Here is a 20,752-nt window from a genome sequence, read left to right on the forward strand (position 1 = left end):
GCATTGGCGGCGTTCCGCTGCCGCCTTGGAGACAGTCGGGGCATATCCGATCTGAACAACGGGCGGCACCGATTTTGAGCAGGCCGGCGGTCGCCTCCAGGCACCGTCAGGAAAGGGAGGAATATCAGCATGACCTCAAGCAAATCCGGCGTCTCGCGGCGCCAGTTCATCACCACATCTCTCGCCGGCGGCGCAGCCCTTGCGCTCAGCCGCGGCAAGGCTTTCGCGCAAGCTGCCGACACGCTGAAGGTCGGCTTTGTCAGTCCACGCACCGGCCCGCTCGCGGGCTTCGGCCAGACCGACGGCTATGTGCTCGACCTCGCCCGCAAGGCGCTCGCCGGCGGCCTCGATGTCGGCGGCAAGAAGTACAGTGTGGAAATCCTCGATCAGGATACGCAATCGGATCCCTCCCGCGCGGGCCAGCTCGCCAAGGACCTGATCAACAACCAGGCCATCGACCTGATGCTGGCGGTGTCGACGCCCGAGGTCATCAATCCGGTCGCCGACGCCTGCGAAGCCGCCGGCGTGCCTTGCCTCTCCACCGTCATGCCGTGGGAAGCCTGGTATTTCGGCCGTGGCGCCAAGCCCGACGCCCCCTCGCCGTTCAAGTGGACCTATCATTTCGGCTTCGGCGTCGACGAGTTCTTCCGGACCTATGTTTCGCAATGGAACCTGATCGAGACCAACAAGAAGGTCGGCGTCATGTATCCCAACGACGCCGACGGCAACGCCATCCGCGCCCATCTGGCGCCGCGGCTGGCCAAGCAGGGTTTCACCATCGTCGATCCCGGCGCCTACGAGACCGGCACCACCGACTATTCCTCGCAGATCGCGCTGTTCAAGCAGGAAGGCGTCGAGATCTTCAACTCCTTCCCGATTCCGCCGGACTTCGCCGCCTTCTGGCGCCAGGCAGCGCAGCAGGGCCTGATCAAGCAGATCAAGATCTGCCAGGTCGCCAAGACCGGGCTGTTCCCGTCCGACATCGAGGCGCTTGGCGATCTCGGCAACAAGATTTCGAGCGCCGCTTACTGGCACAAGGCCTTCCCCTACAAGTCGCCGCTGACCGGGGTTTCGGGCACTGAACTCGCCGACGGCTATGAGGCCGCGAGCGGCAAGCAGTGGACGCAGCAGCTCGGCGCCTCGATGTCGCTGCTCGACGCCGGCTTCGAGGCGCTGAAGGTGAGCACCGACGCCAAGGACAAGGCAGCGGTCGCCAAGGCGCTGAGCACGCTCAACACCGAGACCATGATCGGCAAGGTCGACTTCACCAGCGGCCCGGTCGCCAATGTCTCGCCCGGTCCGATCATCGGCACACAATGGGTGGCCGCCAAGGAAGGCAGCAAATTCCCGCTCGACTATGTCGTGACCGAGAACGCCACCGACCCGAAGGTTCCGGTCGAGGCCAAGCTCCAGCCGTATAACGGCTGAGCGACGGTTACGGGGATCGCATCGTGAACGGTTCAGCAAACGCGATCCTCAGCGCCGCCGGCATCCACAAACGCTTCGGCGCGCTGGTGGTGCTGGACGATATCGACTTTGCCATGCATGCCGACGAGGCTATCGGCATCGTCGGCCCGAACGGCGCCGGCAAGACGACGCTGCTCAGCGTGCTTTCAGGCGCCTTTCCGCCGAGTGCCGGCACCGTCGCCTTTAGGGGCGGCGACGTGACGGCGCTGCCGGCCACGGCCCGCTGTCGTCTCGGCCTGGTGCGCACGCACCAGGTGCCGAAGCCGTTCAGTGGCATGACCACGTTCGAGAACGTCTTCGTCGCCGCGTCGCATGGCGCGGGTCTCGGCCGCGACGAAGCCTATGAGGAGGCGCTGGCGTCACTGAAACTGTGCGGCATGCTGGGCGTCGCCAACCGGCGCGCCGAGACGCTCGGCCTGCTCGACCGCAAGCGGCTGGAACTCGCCCGCGCGCTTGCGGCGAGACCGACGCTTCTTCTGCTCGACGAGATCGGCGGCGGACTGACCGATGGCGAGGCGAGCGAACTTGTCGATACGATCAAGGAATTGCGCCGGCGCAAGATCGGCATCGTCTGGATCGAGCACATCGTCCACATTCTGCTGCAGGTTGCCGAGCGGCTGATCTGCATGGATGCCGGCAAGATCATCGCCGACGGCGAGCCGCAGGCGGTGATGGCCGACCCGGAAGTCGTGCGCGCCTATCTCGGTGGAGGCCCGAAATGAGCCTGCTCGCCGTAGAAAACCTCGTTGTCCGGCACGGCCTCTTACAGGCGGTGCGCGGCGTGAGCTTTGCGATCGAGCGCGGCGAAACGCTGGCGCTGGTCGGCGCAAATGGCGCCGGCAAGACGACGCTGCTGAGAGCAATCGCCGGCGCGCATCAGCCGACGGCCGGCCGCGTGCTTCTGGATGGCGCCGATATCACCGGCGTGCCGTCGCACAAGCGCGTCGGCATGGGTGTCGCACTGGTGCCCGAGGGACGAAAGCTGTTCGTGCAGATGACCGTCGAAGAGAACCTCCTGCTTGGCAAGACCGCCGGCCGTCCCGGCGACTGGAGCGTGGAACGAGTGCTCGACACCTTTCCCAACCTCAAGCCACGCCGCCATGCCAAGACCGGGCATCTTTCCGGTGGCGAGCAGCAGGCCACGGCCATCGGCCGCGCCCTGATGAGCAATCCGGAACTGCTGCTGCTCGACGAGGTCTCGCTCGGCCTGTCGCCGCTGGTGGTCGACCGCGTCTACGCTTCGCTGCAAGGACTGATCGGCTCCGGCACGACGATCATCCTGGTCGAACAGGATCTCAACCGCGCGCTCTCGATCTCGGACAAAGTCATCTGCATGCTCGAAGGACGCGTGGCGCTCGAGGGTTCGAGCAAGGGGGTCTCGCGCGACGAGGTGACGAAGGCCTATTTCGGCCTGCACAGGAAGAGCGCCGGGAGTGTGCCGGCATGAGCAACCAGATCGTCCAGGGCATCCTGCTCGGCGGCTACTACGCGCTGATCGCCTGCGGCCTCTCCTTCATGTTTTCGGTGATGCGCATCATCAACCTCGCGCATGGCAGTCTTGCCGTGTTTTCGGCCTATGCGCTGTGGTGGCTCGCCTCGCAATTCCACATCTCGCCTTTCGTCGGCCTGCTCATCGTCCTGCCGCTGACGGCGGCGATCGGCTGGGCGCTGCAGCGCTTCCTGCTCGAGCGCAGCGCCCGCGGCGGCGCGCTGCTGCCGATCCTCACCACCTTCGGCCTCGCCATCGTCATCGACAATGCGCTGTTCGAGCAATTCGGCGCCGACACACGTTCGCTGGCGCCCTATATCGGCAGCCTGTCCTACGATTCCTGGGAATGGCCGGGCAGCATCTATGTCGGCAAACTTGCCGTGATCATGTTCGCCGCAGCTGTCGTCATGCTCGGCGGGCTGCAGCTGTTCCTGACCCGCACCAGGCTCGGCCGTTCGATCCGCGCCACCTCGGAAGATCCTGATACCGCTGGCCTCGTCGGCGTCGATGCGCGCCGCGCCAGCGCGCTTGCAGCGGCCATCGCCATGGTCACCGTCGGTCTTGCCGGCGCCTTTCTCGGCATGCGCGCCACCTTCGATCCCTATACCGGCGCACCGCAATTGCTGTTCGCTTTCGAGGCGGCGGTGATCGGCGGCGCCGGCTCGCTGTGGGGCACACTTCTCGGCGGCATCGTGCTGGCGCTTGCCCAGACGCTCGGCGCGCAGGTGCATCCGCAAGGCTTCCTCATCGGCGGCCATGTCGCCTTCCTGATCGTGTTGTTCATCCGGCTCTCCACGTCCGGCCTCGGCTTGCGTGGCCTGGTGCGCCTGCCCGCGAGGAAGACGACATGAGCGCAGTTTCGACCTCCCCCGTGATCGAGCGCGGCACACCTGCTTCGCGTATCTCGGCGATCGCGGTCGTCGTGATCATCGCGCTGCTCGCCGTTGCGCCGCACTTCCTGTCAGCCGGCGCGGTCGACCGCATGACGGCCTTGTTCATCTATGTGATCCTGGCGGCGATGTGGAATGCGCTGGCCGGCTTCGGCGGCCTGGTCTCTGTGGGACAACAAGTGTTCTTCGGCCTCGGCGCCTACTTCGCCATTCGCCTGGCCGATGCCGGCCTCAACCCGTTCGCCTCGCTGTTCGTCTCGGCGATCATTGTCGGCGCGATCTCCTGGCCGATGTCGCTGTTCATGCTGCGGCTGAGGAACGGCGAGTTCGCCATCGGCATGTGGGTCATCGCGGCGCTTACCCATCTCCTGGTCAATCTCGACCGGCTGGTGCAAGGCGAGACCGGGACGTCGCTGATTTCGCTCAACGTCTATGACGCCGGCGCCAGGCGGGCGACGATCTACTGGCTGGCACTGGCCGCGATGACCGCGCTGCTTGCCATCCTGTTCGGCCTGCTGCGCGGCAACACGGGTGCGGCCATCCGCGCCATCCGCGACAATGAGGATGCCGCTGCCTCGGTCGGCGTGCGTGTCACCGGCACCAAGCGGCTTCTGTTCGTGCTCGCCGCCTTCGGCATCGGCATGGCCGGCGCGCTGTGGCTGGCGACTTCGATCACCTTCCAGCCGAAAACCTATTTCAACGTCCAGTGGACCGCCTACATGATCTTTATGGTGCTGGTCGGCGGCATCGGCACCTTCGAAGGCGCGATCCTCGGCGCACTGCTGTTCTTCCTCATCGAGACCTGGTTCGGCGGCACCGGCGTCTGGTACCTGATCGGCCTCGGCGCCACCGCCGTGCTGTTTTCGCTGTTCCTGCCGCGCGGCCTGTGGGGGACGCTGGAGGAGCGCTTTGGCCTGCGCCTGCTGCCGGTCGGCTATCGCGTCAGGCTGCCGGCAAACACCGGCGATGCGGACACGGCGGCAGCGCCGCACGAAACCACGGTACAGCGGGAGAAGGCGTGACCATGCTTTTCGGCAAAACCATTCTGATCACCGGTGTCGCTTCCGGCATCGGTGCCCGAACGGCCGAACTTGCCGGCCAGCTCGGCGCCGACGTGATCGGCGTCGATGTGCGCGAGCCGACAGCAACAGTCGGCGGCTTCGTCAAGGCCGACATCTCGTCCAGGGCCGGCGTTGAGGACCTCATTGCGTCCGTGCCGCAGCGTATCGACGCGCTCTGCAACGTCGCCGGCCTCTCCGGCAACACCGGCGCGGTGTCGACGCTGGCGGTCAACTTCTACGGTCTGCGCGCACTTTCGGAAGGTCTCGCGCCAAAGCTTCGCGAAGGCGGCGCCATCGTCAACGTCGCTTCGATCGCCGGCTATGGCTGGCGCGCCAACCTCAACCGCGCGGCGTCGATGGTCGGCATCGAGGGCTTTCCCGATATCGCCAAAGTGGTCGCCGACCATCAGGTGAAGAACGAGGAAGGCTACCCCGTCTCCAAGGAACTGCTTCTGTTGTGGACGCAGCGCGCCGCGCATCAGGAGCAGTTCAGGAGCCGCGGCATCCGCGTCAATGCGGTCAGCCCCGGCCCGGTCGAGACGCCGATCCTGAAACAGTTCCGCACTGTGCTCGGCGATGCCCGCGTCGACAGCGACATCGCCCGTGTCGGACGCGCCGGCACCTCGGGCGACATCGCGCCTGTCGTGCTGTTTCTGTGCTCGGACGGCGCACGCTGGGTCAACGGCGCCAACGTGCCGGTTGATGGCGGCCTCGAAGCATCGATCAACGCCGAGGTGCTCGGCTTCTAAATTTTGCGACGCTCGACGGCGAGCGAGGGAGAAAACAATGGACATCGGACTTCTGATCGACGGCGACAAACGGGATGCGTCGGGTGCTGCCTCTTACGAGCGCATGGACCCGTTCACCGGCAAGCTGGCGACGCGCGCCGCAGCAGCAAGTGTCGCCGACGCCAATGCCGCGGTCGAAGCTGCAGCCACTGCCTTCAAGACCTGGTCGAAGACCGGACCTGGCGAGCGCCGCGCTTTGCTCGCCAAGGCGGCCGATGTGATGGATTCCAAGGTTGGCGAATTCACCAAATTGATGATGGAAGAAACCGGCGCCACCGGTCCCTGGGCCGGCTTCAACGTCATGCTCGCCGCCAAGATGCTGCGCGAGGCAGCCGCCATGACGACGCAGATTTCGGGCGAAGTCATCCCGTCCGACAAACCGGGCACGCTCGCCATGGCGATCCGCCAGCCGGCCGGCGTATGCCTCGGCATTGCACCGTGGAATGCGCCTGTCATTCTCGGCACCCGCGCCATCGCCATGCCGATCGCCTGCGGCAATACAGTGGTGCTGAAGGCCTCCGAAATGTGTCCGGGCACGCACCGGCTGATCGGCCAGGTGCTGGTCGAGGCCGGCCTGCCCAAGGGCGTCATCAACGTCGTCACCAACGACCCCAAGGACGCTGCCGCAATCGTCGAGGCGCTGGTCGCGCATCCCGCCGTCAGGCGCGTCAACTTCACCGGTTCGACCAAGGTCGGCCGGATCATCGCCGAGCTCGCCGGCAGGAACCTGAAGCCGGCGCTGCTCGAACTTGGCGGCAAGGCGCCGCTCGTCGTGCTCGACGATGCCGACATCGACGCCGCGGTCAATGCGGCAGCCTTCGGCGCCTACATGCACCAGGGCCAGATCTGCATGTCGACCGAACGCCTGGTCGTCGATGAAAGGGTCGCCGATGAGTTCGTTTCCAAGCTCGCCGCCCGCGCCGCTGCATTGCCGGCCGGCGACCCGCGCGGCCATGTCGTGCTGGGCTCGCTGATCAGCAGCCAGGCCGCCGACAAGATGGAGGAGCTGGTGGCCGACGCCGTCGCCAAGGGCGCGAAACTGGTGGCCGGCGGCAAGCGCACCGGCACCGTGGTCGAGGCAACGCTGCTCGACCATGTCACGCCTTCCATGCGCGTCTACGCCGAAGAATCCTTCGGGCCGGTCAAACCGGTGATCCGCGTCAAGGGCGAGGACGAAGCCGTGCGCGTCGCCAACGACACCGAATACGGCCTCTCCTCGGCCGTCTTCAGCCGCGACATCCGCCGTGCCATGGCGGTCGCCGCGCGCATCGAGGCCGGCATCTGCCACATCAACGGCCCGACCGTCGGCGACGAAGCGCAAATGCCGTTCGGCGGCGTCAAGGGCTCGGGCTATGGCCGCTTCGGCGGCAAGGCCTCGATCGCCGAATTCACCGACCTGCGCTGGCTGACCATCGAGGATCCAAACCAGCACTATCCGTTTTGATTCTTCTTCCCTTCAATGGGGGCTATTGTCGCTTTCCTCCCCCGGAATGCGGGCCGTTGCCTGGCGAGCCAACGGATTCCCGCATCAAAACGCGGCAAGGCTCGAGCCGCGCGATCGGCGGCCCCTCCCCACCTTCAATTCTTGCAAACAGCGCCTCCATGGCGTGGCCGGCGATCTGGCGCACCGGCTGCACGACGGCGGCGATGGCCGGCCATGTCACCTGCATCCATTCGGCGTCGTCGAAGCCGACCAGCGAGATGTCGTTGGGACAATGCCAGCCGCGCCGGCGGAACTCGGACAGCGCCACCAGCGTGCCCTTGAGGAACAGCGAATAGACCGCCGTCGGCCGTTCGCCTTTCGCGAAATACTCGCGCAACTGCGCTCGCAGCGGCTCGACGTCGGCATCGGCCAGTACCACATCGATGCGCACATCCGGCGCCAGTTTGAGCGCAGTAGTGCGAAACCCGTCGAGGCGGGCGCGCATCGTGGCCGCCTGCTCGCCGAGGCCGACGACCAGTATGTGGCGATGGCCCTTGGCGATCAGTTCGCGCGCCACTTCGGCGCTGGCCGCGGCACTGTCGGCCGACACCGTGTCGAAGGCGTCATCGGAGAGCACACGATCGATCAGCACGCCTGTCATGCCGTTGGCCTTCATGAAGTCGGCAGCCGGCCCATGCTCGTTGCGCACCGGCGCCAGCACCACGCCGGCGACGCGCCAGTCATGCATGCGGGCCAGGATTTCCTTCTCACGCGCTTCCGATTCACGGCTCGACGCCGCCACCAGCGTGTAGCCGCGCTGCTCGGCGAGGCTCTCGAGCTGGGTGACCATCTGGCCAAAAAATTCGCTTTCGAACTCGGGCATGATGGCACCGATAATGCGGCGCTTGGCCCGGCGCATGTCGGAGGCGAGCGGATCGACGCGGTAACCCAGCTGCTCGACCGCATCGAAGACGCGCTGCGCATTTTCGGGCTTCACCGTGGTGACGCCGGCCATGACCTTGGAGACGGTGGCGGCGGACACGCCGGCGCGGCTGGCCACGTCGTGGATCGACGCACGCCGCTGCTGGTCCTGCCTATGCGCCATTGGTCCTCCTCCCGAAGCGCGGACCGAGGCATTCCGTCCGCTGGAGAAATGAGTAAATCGATTTTTCGGAGTTGTAAATCGTTTAATCGTGGGTATTTTGTCGAGCGCATGTCGCCCTAAAGTGTGATGCGGTTTTGGGATAACGACAAGTGCAAAGCAAAAATACGCGCTAGCAAAAATACGCGCTGCGGATCGCCCGGGAGGAATCATCATGCCAAACACGGCCTTGCCGCTGGTCATCAGCGCGCCGGAACCACGCACGCTCGAGCTGATCTTCACCCCGCCACAGCTGGCGCGCCTCAAGGCGCACTACCGCATTGTCGAGACGACGGCCGACGGCGTGGCGAAACTGCCGGCCGATGTGCTGGCCGAAGCCCGCTACATCATCGGCCAGCCACCAATCTCGCCTGAGACGCTGGAAGCTATGAAGGCGCTGCGCTGCGTCTTCAATGTCGAGACCAACCTCGTCAACAACATGCCCTACGAGACGCTGTTTGCGCGCGGCATCCATGTCGTCACCACCGGCCTGGTCTTTGCCGAGCCGGTGGCCGAGCTCGGGCTTGCCATGGCGCTCAATCTCGCCCGCAACATCGTCGATGCCGACCTCGCCTTCCGCAAAGGCGAGGAGCTGTGGGGCGGCGACGGCAACCTCACCGCGCGGCTGCTGTCGGGCGCCGATGTCGGCATCATCGGCTTCGGCGATCTCGGCCGGGCGCTGAACCGCCTGCTGTCGGGTTTCCGCACCCGCACCAAGGTGTTCGATCCCTGGCTGCCGCCGTCGATCCTGATCGACAATGGCGTCGAGCCGGCCTCGCTCGACGATGTCCTGACATCGAGCGACTTCGTCTTCGTCGTCGCTTCGGTGACCTCGGAGAACCAGGGTTTCCTCGGCGCCGGTGCTTTTGCCAGCATGCGCAAGGGTGCGGCCTTCATCCTGCTCAGCCGCGCCGGTGTCGTCGACTTCCCTGCTCTGATGGCAGCGGTAAAGAGCGGCCACATCGTTGCCGCCAGTGACGTCTTCCCGGAAGAGCCGCTGGCACAGGACCATCCGGTCCGTACGATCCCCGGCTTCCTGCGCTCCGCCCACCGAGCCGGCGCGCTCGACATCGCCTTCAAGCGCATGGGCGACATGGTCCTGGAAGACATGGACCTGATCGACCGCGGCCTGCCGCCGCTGCGCTCCAAGCGCGCCGAGCGCGAGACGGTGTCGAGGATGCGCTCGAAACCGGCGGATCGGAATTGATGGCAGGCGGGGGACCGTTTCGCTGATTTGTCCGTGGTTTGAGAAACACCGCGCGCCGTACACAAGCTCAAACCCGCTATGACCGCGCCATGACCGTGCTCTCCGCAGGCGATTGCAATATTACTAATTTAGTGACAACTTAATTAAGGATGCTGGCAACAGATCCCAACCCACGGGTTGGAAATGGGGGTGGAAAGAGACATGTACTTTCCGCAATTTCTGGTCGGGATGTCTGCAACGGCAATCGGCGTTGCAATCTGGGCCTATCTGGAGACCGGGTCGATCTGGGTGACCCTTGGCTGGTCAGTGCTGACACTGGTAATCCTGCAGGTCGGTTACTTCGGCCTGGTCGTTCACCTGGTGTTTAGGCGATCATCGGAACCATCGGGCGCACGCTCGGCGGCGGATCCGACAAGCCCGCTTTTATTCCAGACTTTCTGAACGGGCGAGATCGAAAGCCACGTCGGCGATCGCCCCAGGCGCATGGACGACATGCTGCCAGAGGCCATAGGCCCGATCGACCACGGCCCGCCGCCGCTGCCCTCCAAGCGCGCCGAACGCGAGACGGTGTCGCGGATGCGCTCCAAGCCGGCGGACAGGAACTAGTTACCGCTCGTTGAGCGGCCAGATCTCGATCACCCCATGCGCCACCGCACAAGGCGATTTCGAGGCCAGCGCGATCGCCTCATCCATGTCGCTGGCTTCCATGATCGAAAAGCCGGCGATGGGCAGGTCCGACGAGAGATAGGGCCCGGTTTCGGTCAGCACGCCGCTGGCGTCCGGATTTCGCACCTGCACCGGTGTTTCGGCGATGCCCATCACCACGCCGCGCTGCTTGAGCGACGCATCATGCTCATGGGCTGCCTGCCTGACATCCTGCGGCGTCCGGTCATATCCGGCCCGGTCGCCGTAGCCGATGGTGATATACTTGGGCATGATTGGTTCCTCCATGTTCGAGGACAATGGCTGGGCAGCCGTGGTGGTTCCGGCGCGGTCTGCTCGACCACCCGCCGCATGGCGTCGCGATCGCGCGCGCCACGCATTGGGCGAGCAAGCTGATCCTGCTGGATGAGCCGACGGCCGCATTAGGCGTCGCCAAGACGGCCGGGGTATTGATTTTGGCTATGACGTAAGGACTTGCAGGAATCTCGCGGAACCATCCTTCCGCCGGATAGTTTTTAAAGCAGTCGGGCGGTGGGAAGCCCGGCGTACTCCACGAAGGCCCGTCACGATTCGCGTCGGTGGCGGGCCTTTTTTCATTCCCGAGCCGTTAATGCTTGAGGCGACCTGCTCGCCGCGCTCTATCCGACAGCGACGCCGGCGGCCGAGCGATTGGCCAGCACCAGCCCGACCTCGCCGACAACCTGCTCGACGCGCTTCAGGATGGGTTCTGCCCGCAGCACGCCGTCTGAGAAATCCTTGTCCGTGGCGTAGACTCCGGTCGGCAGCGTGAGCGCCTCGAAGAAGCCGAACAGCGGCCGCAACTGGTGCTCGACGATCAACGCATGGCGATCATTGCCGCCGGTGGCGAGCAGCACCACCGGCTTGCCGCGCAAGGAAGCGGGATCGAACAGGTCGAAGAAGTGCTTGAACAGGCCGGTGTAGCTGCCCTTGTAGGTCGGCGAACCCACCACCAGGACATCGGCGGTGACGACGCTGTCGAAAATCGCCCGCGCCTGGCCGTCGAGATCGCGCGCCCATTTGGCAGCGCCCAGCGAGGGGCCAAGGTCTTCGATGTCATAGGTGCTCGCCGACAGGCCATGCTGGCGCGCAATGTCCCTGACGACCTGGTCGACGAAGCCACGCGTCTTGGACGGCCGGGTGAAATTGCCGGAAAACCCGACGACGGTTGGATTGGGCATGTGCTCTCACCTCTCAGGACGGTGGCCGTTTCATATCGCCTATTTACAGGCTTGCACCTGCCGCAAGAAGCAAGGATAGGCCCTCCAGTGCCATCCCTAGGGAATTTTTTTCCGTTTGCCCGACTCGCTCGCTGGTCCGCAAGAAACAGAACGGTCTGCAAGCGCAAAACGACGTTGGCGGCGGCCGTGCCTCGCGCTAGGGCTTTTTCAGGACTATGTCTGACCATATCCCGACGCGGTTCGCCGCCACTTCGCCCAGGAGATGCTTCGTGCGCAAAGGTTCAGACCTGCTTGTAGCCGCCCTCGAGAATGAGGGCGTCGATCGTATCTTCGGCATTCCGGGCGAAGAGAACCTCGACGTCGTGGAATCCATCCGCAAATCGTCGATCCAGCTCATCCTGACCCGCCATGAGCAGGCGGCAGCCTTCATGGCCGCCACCCATGGCAGGCTCACCGGCAAGCCAGGTGTGTGCATCACCACGCTCGGGCCTGGTGCCTTGAACCTGACGACCGGTGCTGCCTATGCGTTGCTCGGCGCCATGCCGATGATCATGATCACCGGGCAGAAGGGCATCCGGTCGTCGCGCCAGGCCCGCTTCCAGATAGTCGATATCGTCGCCGCGATGAAGCCGCTGACCAAGCTGTCGCGCCAGATCATCTCGCCGCGCACGATCCCCGCCGTTGTGCGGGAGGCCTTCCGCATTGCCGAGGAAGAGCGTCCCGGCCCGGTGCATCTGGAACTGCCTGAAGACATCGCGGCCGAGGAATGCGACGACGTCGCGCTGATCCCGCCGCATCCGGTCGAGCTGCCGCTGGCGAGCCCGCTCGCGCTCGACCGCGCCGCGCAGATGATCATCAAGGCGCAGCGTCCGCTGGCGATGCTGGGCGCCGCCGCCTCGCGGCCGCGCTCGACCTCCGACCTCGCCCAGTTCGTGCTCAGGACCGGCATCCCCTATTTCACCACGCAGATGGGCAAGGGCACGGTGCCCGGCGGCACCGAACTCTACATGGGCACGGCCGCGCTCTCCGAGCGCGACTATGTGCATGAGGCGATCGAACAGGCCGACCTCATCATCACCATCGGCCATGACACGATCGAGAAGCCGCCCTTCATCATGGGCGACAAGGGACCGAAAGTCATCCATGTCGGCTACCAGCCGGCCAATGTCGAGCAGGTCTATTTCCCGCAGACCGAAGTGATCGGCGACATCGGCGCTTCACTGCGGCTGCTTGCCGATCGCATCGAGGGCAAGATCCCCAACGCGCAGGCGCTGCTGCCGCTGCGCGAAGGCATTTTGGGCCGCATTGCCGCGCGCGCCACCGAGGACCGGTTCACGCCGCAGCGCCTGGTCCACGATATCCGCGCGGTCATGCCGGCCGACGGCATCCTCGCTCTCGACAACGGCATGTACAAGATCTGGTTTGCGCGCAACTACCGCACCCGCGTCGCCAACACGCTGCTGCTCGACAATGCGCTGGCCACGATGGGCGCCGGCCTGCCGTCGGCGATGACGGCGGCGATGCTCTATCCCGGCCGCCGCGTCATGGCAATCTGCGGCGATGGTGGCTTCATGATGAACAGCCAGGAGCTGGAAACCGCCGTCAGGCTGAAACTCAACCTGGTCGTGCTGATCATCGAGGACAACGCATTCGGCATGATCCGCTGGAAACAGGCGGTCGACCAGTTTCCCGATTTCGGCATGACCTTCGGCAACCCCGATTTCGTAAAATATGCCGAGGCCTATGGCGCCAAGGGCACCAGGGTCAGCGCCATTGCCGACCTCAAGCCGACGCTCGAAACGGCGTTCACCGCCGGTGGCGTCCATCTCGTCGTCGTTCCGATCGACTATTCGGAGAACGAGCGCGTCCTGGTCGAGGAACTGCGCCACCGGCTGCCGGCGCCGCCAGAGGTGTGACGCTCAGGCTGCCCGGACCTTGGCGCTCCCACGCGCCCAGGCCGGCAGCCAGTCGCCATGCGCCGTAAGCAACTCGTCGACCAGCGCCCAGACCTGGTCGAGGTCGAGTTCGGCCGCCGTATGCGGGTCCATCATCGCCGCGTGGTAGATGTGCTCGCGGTTCTCGGTCATCAGCGCCTGCACCGTCAGTTCCTGGACGTTGATGTTGGTGCGGATCAGCGCGGTGAGCTGCGGTGGCAACTCGCCAATATAGGTCGGCTGGATGCCTGAGGCGTCGACCAGGCACGGCACCTCGGCCGCGCAGTTGTGCGGCAGCGAGGTGATGCAGCCATTGTTGCGGACATTGCCGTAGATCACCGACGGCTCGCCGGTCCACACAGAATTCATGATCGAGGAGGCGTATTCCTTCGACTGCTCGACCTCGATGCGGTCGGCCGAGCGATAGGCCTCGGCCTGTCCCTTCCAGCGCTCGATTTGCTCGATGCAGCGCTTGGGATATTCGTCGAGCGGAATGCCGAATTTCTCGATCAGGTCGGGGCGCCCTTCCTTGATGAAATAGGGCGTGTATTCGGCGAAATGCTCGGAGCTTTCGGTGACGAAATAGCCAAGCCGCGTCAGCATCTCGTAGCGCACCTTGTTAGGGCAGCGCGGGTTCCAGCCGGGCTTCGGCGCCCTGCCCTCGCGATAGGCGCGGACGAGGTCCGGATAGAGGTTGCGATAGGAGCCGTCCGGCTGGCGATGCTCGAATTTGAGATAGAAGGCCATGTGGTTGATGCCGGCCGAGCGATAGCGGATTTCCTCGTAGGGAATGTCGAGATCGTGCGCCAGCTCCATCGCCGTGCCCTGCACCGAATGGCAGAGGCCGACCTGCTTAATGCTGGGATATTTCTCTGAAATCGCCCAGGTGTTGATCGCCATCGGATTGACGTATTGCAGCATGATCGCCTCTGGACAGACGGCGAGCATGTCCTCGCAGATCTTCCACAGATGCGGCACGGTCCTGAGGCCCCGCATGATGCCGCCGACGCCGAGCGTATCGGCGATGGTCTGGCGCAGGCCGTATTTCTTCGGCACCTCGAAATCTGTGACGGTGCACGGCTCGTAGCCGCCAATCTGGAAGGCGACGACGACGAAGTCGGCGCCGGCGAGCGCCTTCTTCTGGTCGGAATAGGTCTCGGCCTTCGCCTTCACGCCGAGCGTTGCGATCAGCTTGTTGACGACGATGGCGCTCTCTTCCAGCCGCTGCGGATTGATATCCATCAGCGCGATCGTAGCATTCGACAGCGACGGCCGCTGCAGCACGTCGCCGACAATGTTCTTCATGAACACGGTCGAGCCGGCGCCGATGAAGGTGATCCTGGGATGTCTTTGCACTTTTAAACCTCCGGCACTTTGCTACGCCACATCGAAAGCGGCCCTGACGAGCCGTTCGGTGTAGGCGGTCTTGGGATTGGTGAGGACCTCGTCGACGGGTCCCTGTTCGACGATCTTGCCGTTCTGCATGACGATGACGCGGTGGCAGAGCGCGCGCACCACCTTGAGGTCGTGCGAAATGAAGAGATAGCTCAAGCCGCGCTCGTCCTGCAGCTTGCGCAACAGGTCAATGATCTGCGCCTGCACAGAGAGGTCGAGCGCCGAAGTCGGTTCGTCGAGCAGGATGAATTCGGGCTCCAGCGCAATGGCGCGGGCAATCGCGATGCGCTGCCGCTGGCCGCCGGAAAATTCGTGCGGAAAGCGCGAAAGAATGTCGCCCGGCATGCCGGCGCTGACCAGGGCGTCGCGCACCCGCTCGACCCGCTCGCGCCGCGTCGCCCCTAACCTATTGACGACCAACCCTTCCTCGATGATCTGGCCGATCGTCATGCGCGGATTGAGCGACGAGAATGGATCCTGGAAGACCACCTGCATGCGTGAGCGAAGCGGCCGCATCTCGGTGCGCGACAGGCCCTGGATCGGCTGGCCGTCGAAGCTGATCGCGCCGCGCTTGGCATCGGTGAGTTTGAGCAGAGCGAGACCGAACGTGGTCTTGCCGGAGCCGGATTCACCAACCAGCCCAAGTGTTTCGTGGCGGCAAAGTTTCAGGCCGAGATCGTCGACGGCGACGAGTTCGCGCCAGTCCGGCTTCAGGAAGCTGCCATGGCGCAGCATGAAGCAGACACGCATGTCGTGGGCTTCTAGGATCGTGCCGCTGTTCTGAGGCAGCGGCTGTGGCTTGCCGTGCGGCTCGGAGGCGAGCAACCGTTTGGTGTAGGGATGCTGCGGGTCAGCGAACAGACGCTCGGTGACGTTGTGCTCGCACATCTCGCCATACTGCATGACATAGACATAGTCGGAGAATTTCCGCACCACGGTGAGGTCGTGGGTGATCAGGATCACCGCCATCCTGAGCTCTTTCTGCAGGTTGCGGATCAGGTTCAGGATCTGCGCCTGGACCGTGACGTCGAGCGCGGTCGTCGGCTCGTCGGCGATCAGCACATCGGGGTCGTTGGCCAAAGCCATGGCGATCATCACGCGCTGGCGCTGCCCGCCCGACAGCTGGTGCGGATACTGCTTGATGCGTGCTTCCGGCTCGGGGATCTGGACATGCCGCAGCAATTCGAGCGCCCGTGCCCAGGCCTCCCTACGGCTCACCTTGCGATGCACCCTGATCGCCTCGACGATCTGGCTGCCGACCGTGTAGATCGGGTTGAGCGAACTCATCGGCTCCTGAAAGATCATCGAGATGCGGTTGCCGCGCAGCTTGCGCCGGGCGCTCTCGGGGAATTTCAGTATGTCCTGCCCGCAATAGTCGACGCTCGATTTCGGCGACACGGTGGCCCGCTTTGACAGAAGCCCCATGACGGTGCGCGCCGTCACCGACTTACCGGAGCCGGACTCGCCGACGATGGCGATGGTCTCGCCGCGATAAAGCTGGAACGAGACATCCTTCACCGCCTCGACGACACCGTGCTCGACCTTGAAGGCGACCTCGACGTTGCGGGCATCGATGATCGGTTGGTCGTGGCGGCCGGCATGGTCGAGCCGGACGGCGGGTGCGAAGGATTGTGCGAGCACGACGGTCATCCGGCCACCTCAATAGGGATCGACGGCATCGCGCAGGCCGTCGCCCAGCGCGTTGAAGGCAAAGACGGTGATCAGCACGAAACCGACCGGCGACAGGATCCACGGATAGGTGCCGATGACCGAATAGGTCGCGGTATCCTGCAGCATCAGACCCCAGGAGATCAGCGGCGGTTTCACCGCGAAGCCGAGGAAACCAAGAAAGGCTTCAAGCAGCACCACCGTCGGGATCGCGATCGTCACCGCGACGATGACGTGGCTCATCACATTGGGGAAAATATGCTGCATGATGATGCGCATATCAGTGGCGCCGACCGCCATGGCGGCGCGCACATAGTCGATCCGCGCCAGCGCCAGCGTCTTGCCGCGCACCTCGCGCGACATCTGCGCCCAGCCGAGCGCCGACATGACGATGATGACGAAGGCGAGGAACACATTGGTCGGCGCGGTCACCGGGATGAGGGTCGTCAGCGCCAGATAAAGCGGCAGTTGCGGGAACGCGAGCACCAGTTCGACGAAGCGCTGCACCCAGACGTCGAACCGGCCGCCGAAATAGCCGGAGACCATGCCGACGGTGGTGCCGATGACGGTGATGATGAACACCACCGTCAGCGCGATCATCAACGAGACGCGCGAGCCATGGATAGCGCGCGACAGCACATCCCGGCCGAACTTGTCGGTGCCGAGAAAATGCACCGGTAGGCCGTCGGTCGAGGCGAAGAAATGCCGGTTGGCGGGGATCAGCCCGAGCAGCCGGTACTCGGCACCCCTAACGAAGAAGCCGAGCAGGCGCGGATGCTCGTAGTCCGGTCCGACGACCGGCTGGAAGGTGACCGGGTCGAGGTCAGCCGAATCCGCCAGCGCATAGACCCGCGGCTGGAGCACGAAATTGCCGTCCTTGTCGTGAAAACTCATGACTTGCGGTGGGGCGAAAGCGACATCGGTCGCCTTGGGGTCCATCGGCGCGAAGAAATCGGCAAACAGCGCCATCAGCACAAGAAGCACGACAAGGATCAGCCCGGCCATGCCGGTCCAGGAGCGCCGCAGCCGGCGCCAGACCAGCGCCATGTAGCTTTCATTGCCGCGCGGTGTCGGAATCGTTGTTGCTTCGGCCGGCGGCGGCGGGGATGGGTCGCGTGCCAACATCTAGCTCTCTCCGAACTGGCGCACGCGCGGGTCGAGCAGCGCAAGCAGCATGTCGGCGATGATGTTGCCGACGATCAGCGTCGCCGAAAGCACCATCATGAACGTCGCCGTGACATAGACGTCGCCGACCGCCATCGAACCGACAATCGCCGGCCCGACCGTCGGCAGCGCGAAGATGATCGCCGTCTCGATCTCGCCGGTCAGCATGTAGGGCAGCACCACGCCCTGATACATGATGAGCGGGTGTAACGCGTTGGGCACGGCATGGCGCATGACGACGGCGCCGCCGGTGAGCCCCTTGGCCTTGGCCGTCTCGACATACTGGGCGTTCAGCGTATCGAGCAGATTGCCGCGCATGACGCGCATATTGTAGGCGAGCCCGCCAAAGGTGGCGATCGCCACCACCGGCCAGACATGTTTGACGAGGTCGGCGAACTTTGCCCACGACCACGGCGCGCCGCCATATTGCGGCGAGAAGAAACTGCCGATCTCCGACACGTTGAACTGGAAGACCAGGAGATAGACGATGATCAGCGCCATCAGGAAGCGCGGCACGGTCATGCCGAGGAAGGAGATGGCCGACAGCATCGAGTCGATCCAGGTGTATTGCCGGGTGGCCGCCCAGATGCCGAAGGTGATGCCGAGCACCGAAGCGAGCAGATGGCAGACCAGCGCCAGCAGCAGCGTGCGCGGCAGCCGCTCGCCGACCACGGCGGCGACCGGCTTGTTGTAGTAGAGACTGTAGCCGAAATCGCCGCGGGTGACGATGCCGGCGATCCAGTTCACGTACTGAACCGGCAGCGGTTTATCGAGACCATGCTCGACGCGGTAGGCCTGCGCCTGCGCGTCGGCTTCGGCAAAAGACGCGCCGCCCTGGTTGATGAGCTGCGAGCGGATATAGTCGGCATAGTCGCCCGGCGGCGCCTGGATGATGGCGAAGGTGACCAAGCTCAGGATGACCATAACCGGTAACGCCGATGCTATGCGCATGGCCAGGAATCGCAGCACCGTCTCGCCTCCTCGTTGCCGGTTTCAGGGTTCTCTGCCGCTGACCTTACTCCGTCCCGGCCGCGCGCGCAGCGCGGCCGGGCGTCAGCCAGGGGAGGTAACTCAGTTTGTCGGACCCTTGTCGCCGGGCTTGCCGGGAAGCTGCTCGGGAAAGAGTTCGTATTTCTGCTGCTTGTCGGCGGCGACGAACACGCGTTCGCGCACGATCGAATCCTCGGCCCAGTTGAACATGAAGATCGGCGTTCCCTGCGGGATGTTGGAGAAGCGCTTGTTGATGATCAAGGCGCCGGGATATTCCGTTAGGCCGACATTGTAGACATGCTCGGTAGAGATCTTCTGGAACTCCTTCATCAGGCTGGCGCGCTCGTCATTGTCTGACGAGGAGACGAACTTGTTGACGATGTCGACGAGATCCTTTTCGAACGGCATCAGGTCGACCTGGCCGCTTTCCGGCGCGCGGTGATCCCAACTGGTTTTGGGGCCGACGGGAGCGAGTTGCACAGTATTCTGCACGACGGAGGTCAGCTCCTGCTCGTTGCGCCGGATCAGCCAGTCGAAGCGGCCGGAATATTGCGTGGCATCGCGCTGGGTGCCATTGAGGCCGTTTAGCACGATCCTCAAGCCCAGCTTCTCCATCTGCGCGACGACGCCTTCCGCAAGGCTCTTGTCGGTGGTGTAGTCGTTGTTGACCAGCATCACGATCTCGACATCCTTGCCGCCAGCGGTGCCGGCTGGGAAGTTCACGATACCGTCGCCGTCCGTATCCTTGAGGCCGGCCTTGGCGAGCTCCGCCTTGGCGCCTTCGAGATCGAAGGGGTAGTAGACGGTGGAGTTGCGGTCATAGAAGCTCGTGCCGGAGGAAAAGCCGCCGGGGTAGATGGCGGTGAACGGACCCTTGACCAGCGAGTCGCCGAGCGCCTTGCGGTCGAGCGCCATGGTAATGCCCTTGCGGAAGTCCTCATTGCGGTTGAGCTCGCGGATCGCCTGACCGCGTTCGTCCGGATTGCCCCAGCCATTGGCGGAAAAATTCATGCGCAGATTGTAGCCGATCAGGCGCGGGCCGAAGGCGAGCCGGGCCGGTGCGTCCTTGTCCGCCGCGCGCTTCAGCGAAGCGACGAAGTTTTCCGGCTGCTCAAGATTGGAGAAATCGGCGGCCCCGGCAACAGCCTGGACATCGCGATCGGCCCAGGTCGACAGCTTGTAGTGCAGCTCGTTGAGATAGGGCAGCTGGTTGCCCTTCTCGTCGACCTTCCAGTAGTAGGGATTGCGGCGAAGGACGATGATGTCATCGGCTCGATACTCCACCGGCACCCAGGCGCCCATTACCGGCATATTCATATATTCCGGCGGGAACGCATTCTTGAACTGATCGTAGGTGTTCTTCGAATATTTCGGATGCAGCGGTTTCAATATATGCGCGGGGCCGGGGCAGAAAGTGCCATAGGCCACGGCATAGAGATACTGCTTGGGAAAGGCGTCCTTGAACGTCCATTCGACGGTGTAGTCGTCGATCTTCTTCAGCGTCGTGCCGACACCGAAGGTTTCCGCTGTGGCGCCGTTTAGCGGCGAGACATTGGGATCGACCACTTCGTCGTCCCAGTAGAACATGACATCGTCGGCATTGAACGCAACGCCGTCAGACCATTTGGCGCCTTCGACCAGGTGCATCGTCAGCGTGTGGCCGTCCTTCGACCAGTCCCAGCTTTTGGCCAGGTTCGGCAGCGGCTCGGTGTCCTTGGCCTCGACCTGGAATAGCGGCGCGGTGCGCGTCAGGCATTCGGAAAGGCCGATGTCGATGCCGCCCCATCCTTGCGTCTGGCCGGCGCCATAGTTCCAGCCCTCCGGCCGGCCGCCAATGACGTGGCGCATGGTGTCGCCGTAGACGCCGATGCCGTCCGGCATGTTGCTGGTCTTGAACACCAGCGGCTCCTTCGGCAGGCGGTCCTTGACCGGCGGCAGCTTGCCGGTCTTGACGTATTTCTCGGTGACCCAGTCGGGCTCGTGATATTCAGTCAGCGCCTTGAATTCCAGGATGGAATCGCGGGCGACGTATTTGATCTTGCCCTCGGCGGGAAACTGCGCCGGCGCCGGCGGCGTGGTCGGCTCGGATGCGTATGCGCCGAGCGCCGATGCGCTCAGCGCCAGGCCGGCGAGAATGCCAATTCTTCGCCCAGTGAGAATGCGAATTCTGCGAAAGTTCCTCATAGTCTCCTCCCAGATGTTTCGACGTCTGCTGCTGCCTGCATCACTTCACGACGACTGATTGGCGAACCGGCCTCCCGCGGTCCGCCTGC

19 protein-coding genes and 1 pseudogene are annotated in these 20,752 nt (G+C 64.2%); 12 read left to right on the forward strand and 8 right to left on the reverse strand.

All coding sequences use genetic code 11. The features are described from left to right. Positions 1 to 129: 129 nt before the first annotated feature. The 7 genes from ACYHH6_RS27870 to ACYHH6_RS27900 all read left to right on the forward strand — a co-directional run bounded on the left by ACYHH6_RS27870 (position 130) and on the right by ACYHH6_RS27900 (position 7,139). Complete coding sequence (locus ACYHH6_RS27870) at positions 130 to 1,428, forward strand: ABC transporter substrate-binding protein (RefSeq protein ID WP_352583660.1); 1,299 nt, start codon at positions 130 to 132, stop codon at positions 1,426 to 1,428. Positions 1,429 to 1,514: 86 nt separating this feature from the next. Next, a complete protein-coding gene (locus ACYHH6_RS27875) occupies positions 1,515 to 2,189 on the forward strand; it encodes an ABC transporter ATP-binding protein (protein WP_352584320.1) in 675 nt (224 codons plus the stop codon). Then, positions 2,186 to 2,914, forward strand: coding sequence for an ABC transporter ATP-binding protein (locus tag ACYHH6_RS27880; RefSeq protein ID WP_352583658.1), 729 nt, complete (start codon positions 2,186 to 2,188; stop codon positions 2,912 to 2,914). The genes ACYHH6_RS27875 and ACYHH6_RS27880 overlap by 4 nt, the downstream gene beginning before the upstream one ends. Beyond that, a complete protein-coding gene (locus tag ACYHH6_RS27885) occupies positions 2,911 to 3,807 on the forward strand; it encodes a branched-chain amino acid ABC transporter permease (protein ID WP_352583656.1) in 897 nt (298 codons plus the stop codon). Before ACYHH6_RS27880 ends, ACYHH6_RS27885 begins: the two co-directional genes overlap by 4 nt. After that, positions 3,804 to 4,868, forward strand: coding sequence for a branched-chain amino acid ABC transporter permease (locus ACYHH6_RS27890; RefSeq protein ID WP_352583654.1), 1,065 nt, complete (start codon positions 3,804 to 3,806; stop codon positions 4,866 to 4,868). Before ACYHH6_RS27885 ends, ACYHH6_RS27890 begins: the two co-directional genes overlap by 4 nt. 2 nt (positions 4,869 to 4,870) lie before the next feature. Beyond that, complete coding sequence (locus tag ACYHH6_RS27895) at positions 4,871 to 5,656, forward strand: coniferyl-alcohol dehydrogenase (RefSeq protein ID WP_352584318.1); 786 nt, start codon at positions 4,871 to 4,873, stop codon at positions 5,654 to 5,656. A 37-nt stretch (positions 5,657 to 5,693) separates the two neighbouring features. Beyond that, positions 5,694 to 7,139 carry an aldehyde dehydrogenase gene (locus ACYHH6_RS27900; RefSeq protein ID WP_352583652.1) on the forward strand — a complete coding sequence of 482 codons (1,446 nt, stop codon included), beginning with the start codon at positions 5,694 to 5,696 and terminating at the stop codon, positions 7,137 to 7,139. A gap of 22 nt (positions 7,140 to 7,161) precedes the next feature. On the opposite strand, the gene ACYHH6_RS27905 is transcribed toward ACYHH6_RS27900, so the two are convergent. Next, entirely contained in the window at positions 7,162 to 8,223 is a 1,062-nt protein-coding gene (locus tag ACYHH6_RS27905; RefSeq protein ID WP_352583650.1) for a LacI family DNA-binding transcriptional regulator, read from the reverse strand. Between the two features lie 211 nt (positions 8,224 to 8,434). On the opposite strand from ACYHH6_RS27905, the gene ACYHH6_RS27910 reads away from it, so the two are divergent. The 3 genes from ACYHH6_RS27910 (at position 8,435) to ACYHH6_RS27920 (ending at position 10,072) form a co-directional block, all read left to right on the forward strand. Next, complete coding sequence (locus tag ACYHH6_RS27910) at positions 8,435 to 9,466, forward strand: hydroxyacid dehydrogenase (RefSeq protein WP_352583648.1); 1,032 nt, start codon at positions 8,435 to 8,437, stop codon at positions 9,464 to 9,466. 201 nt (positions 9,467 to 9,667) lie between these two features. Next, on the forward strand, positions 9,668 to 9,907 hold the full coding sequence (locus tag ACYHH6_RS27915) for an exopolysaccharide production repressor protein (RefSeq protein ID WP_352583646.1): 240 nt from the start codon (positions 9,668 to 9,670) through the stop codon (positions 9,905 to 9,907). A gap of 42 nt (positions 9,908 to 9,949) precedes the next feature. Then, positions 9,950 to 10,072 (forward strand): hypothetical protein, encoded by a 123-nt coding sequence (locus ACYHH6_RS27920; RefSeq protein WP_488500494.1) that lies wholly within the window; start codon positions 9,950 to 9,952, stop codon positions 10,070 to 10,072. Here ACYHH6_RS27920 and ACYHH6_RS27925 read toward each other — a convergent pair whose 3' ends face one another. Further along, positions 10,073 to 10,402, reverse strand: a complete 330-nt coding sequence (locus ACYHH6_RS27925; protein WP_112562143.1) for a YciI family protein — start codon at positions 10,400 to 10,402, stop codon at positions 10,073 to 10,075. Positions 10,403 to 10,482: 80 nt separating this feature from the next. On the opposite strand from ACYHH6_RS27925, the pseudogene ACYHH6_RS27930 reads away from it, so the two are divergent. Next, positions 10,483 to 10,578 (forward strand): annotated as a pseudogene (locus ACYHH6_RS27930) (sugar ABC transporter ATP-binding protein); the annotation flags it as partial. Positions 10,579 to 10,767: 189 nt separating this feature from the next. Here the strand turns inward: ACYHH6_RS27930 and msuE are convergent. Next, on the reverse strand, positions 10,768 to 11,328 hold the full coding sequence (gene msuE, locus ACYHH6_RS27935; protein WP_352583644.1) for an FMN reductase: 561 nt from the start codon (positions 11,326 to 11,328) through the stop codon (positions 10,768 to 10,770). Positions 11,329 to 11,597: 269 nt separating this feature from the next. On the opposite strand from msuE, the gene ACYHH6_RS27940 reads away from it, so the two are divergent. Then, positions 11,598 to 13,244 (forward strand): acetolactate synthase large subunit, encoded by a 1,647-nt coding sequence (locus tag ACYHH6_RS27940; protein WP_352583642.1) that lies wholly within the window; start codon positions 11,598 to 11,600, stop codon positions 13,242 to 13,244. A gap of 3 nt (positions 13,245 to 13,247) precedes the next feature. Here the strand turns inward: ACYHH6_RS27940 and melA are convergent, their stop codons facing one another. From melA to ACYHH6_RS27965, 5 genes are all read right to left on the reverse strand, one after another. After that, positions 13,248 to 14,618 carry an alpha-glucosidase/alpha-galactosidase gene (melA, locus tag ACYHH6_RS27945; RefSeq protein ID WP_352583640.1) on the reverse strand — a complete coding sequence of 457 codons (1,371 nt, stop codon included), beginning with the start codon at positions 14,616 to 14,618 and terminating at the stop codon, positions 13,248 to 13,250. A gap of 21 nt (positions 14,619 to 14,639) precedes the next feature. Continuing rightward, complete coding sequence (locus ACYHH6_RS27950) at positions 14,640 to 16,307, reverse strand: ABC transporter ATP-binding protein (protein ID WP_352583638.1); 1,668 nt, start codon at positions 16,305 to 16,307, stop codon at positions 14,640 to 14,642. A 9-nt stretch (positions 16,308 to 16,316) separates the two neighbouring features. After that, a complete protein-coding gene (locus tag ACYHH6_RS27955; RefSeq protein WP_352583636.1) occupies positions 16,317 to 17,450 on the reverse strand; it encodes an ABC transporter permease in 1,134 nt (377 codons plus the stop codon). Continuing rightward, complete coding sequence (locus ACYHH6_RS27960; RefSeq protein WP_352583634.1) at positions 17,451 to 18,458, reverse strand: ABC transporter permease; 1,008 nt, start codon at positions 18,456 to 18,458, stop codon at positions 17,451 to 17,453. It lies immediately after the preceding gene. Between the two features lie 102 nt (positions 18,459 to 18,560). Beyond that, positions 18,561 to 20,663: an ABC transporter substrate-binding protein gene (locus ACYHH6_RS27965; protein ID WP_352583632.1), complete on the reverse strand. Its 2,103-nt coding sequence runs from the start codon at positions 20,661 to 20,663 to the stop codon at positions 18,561 to 18,563. Positions 20,664 to 20,752: the final 89 nt, after the last annotated feature.

The organism is Mesorhizobium sp. P171375, from assembly GCF_057786075.1.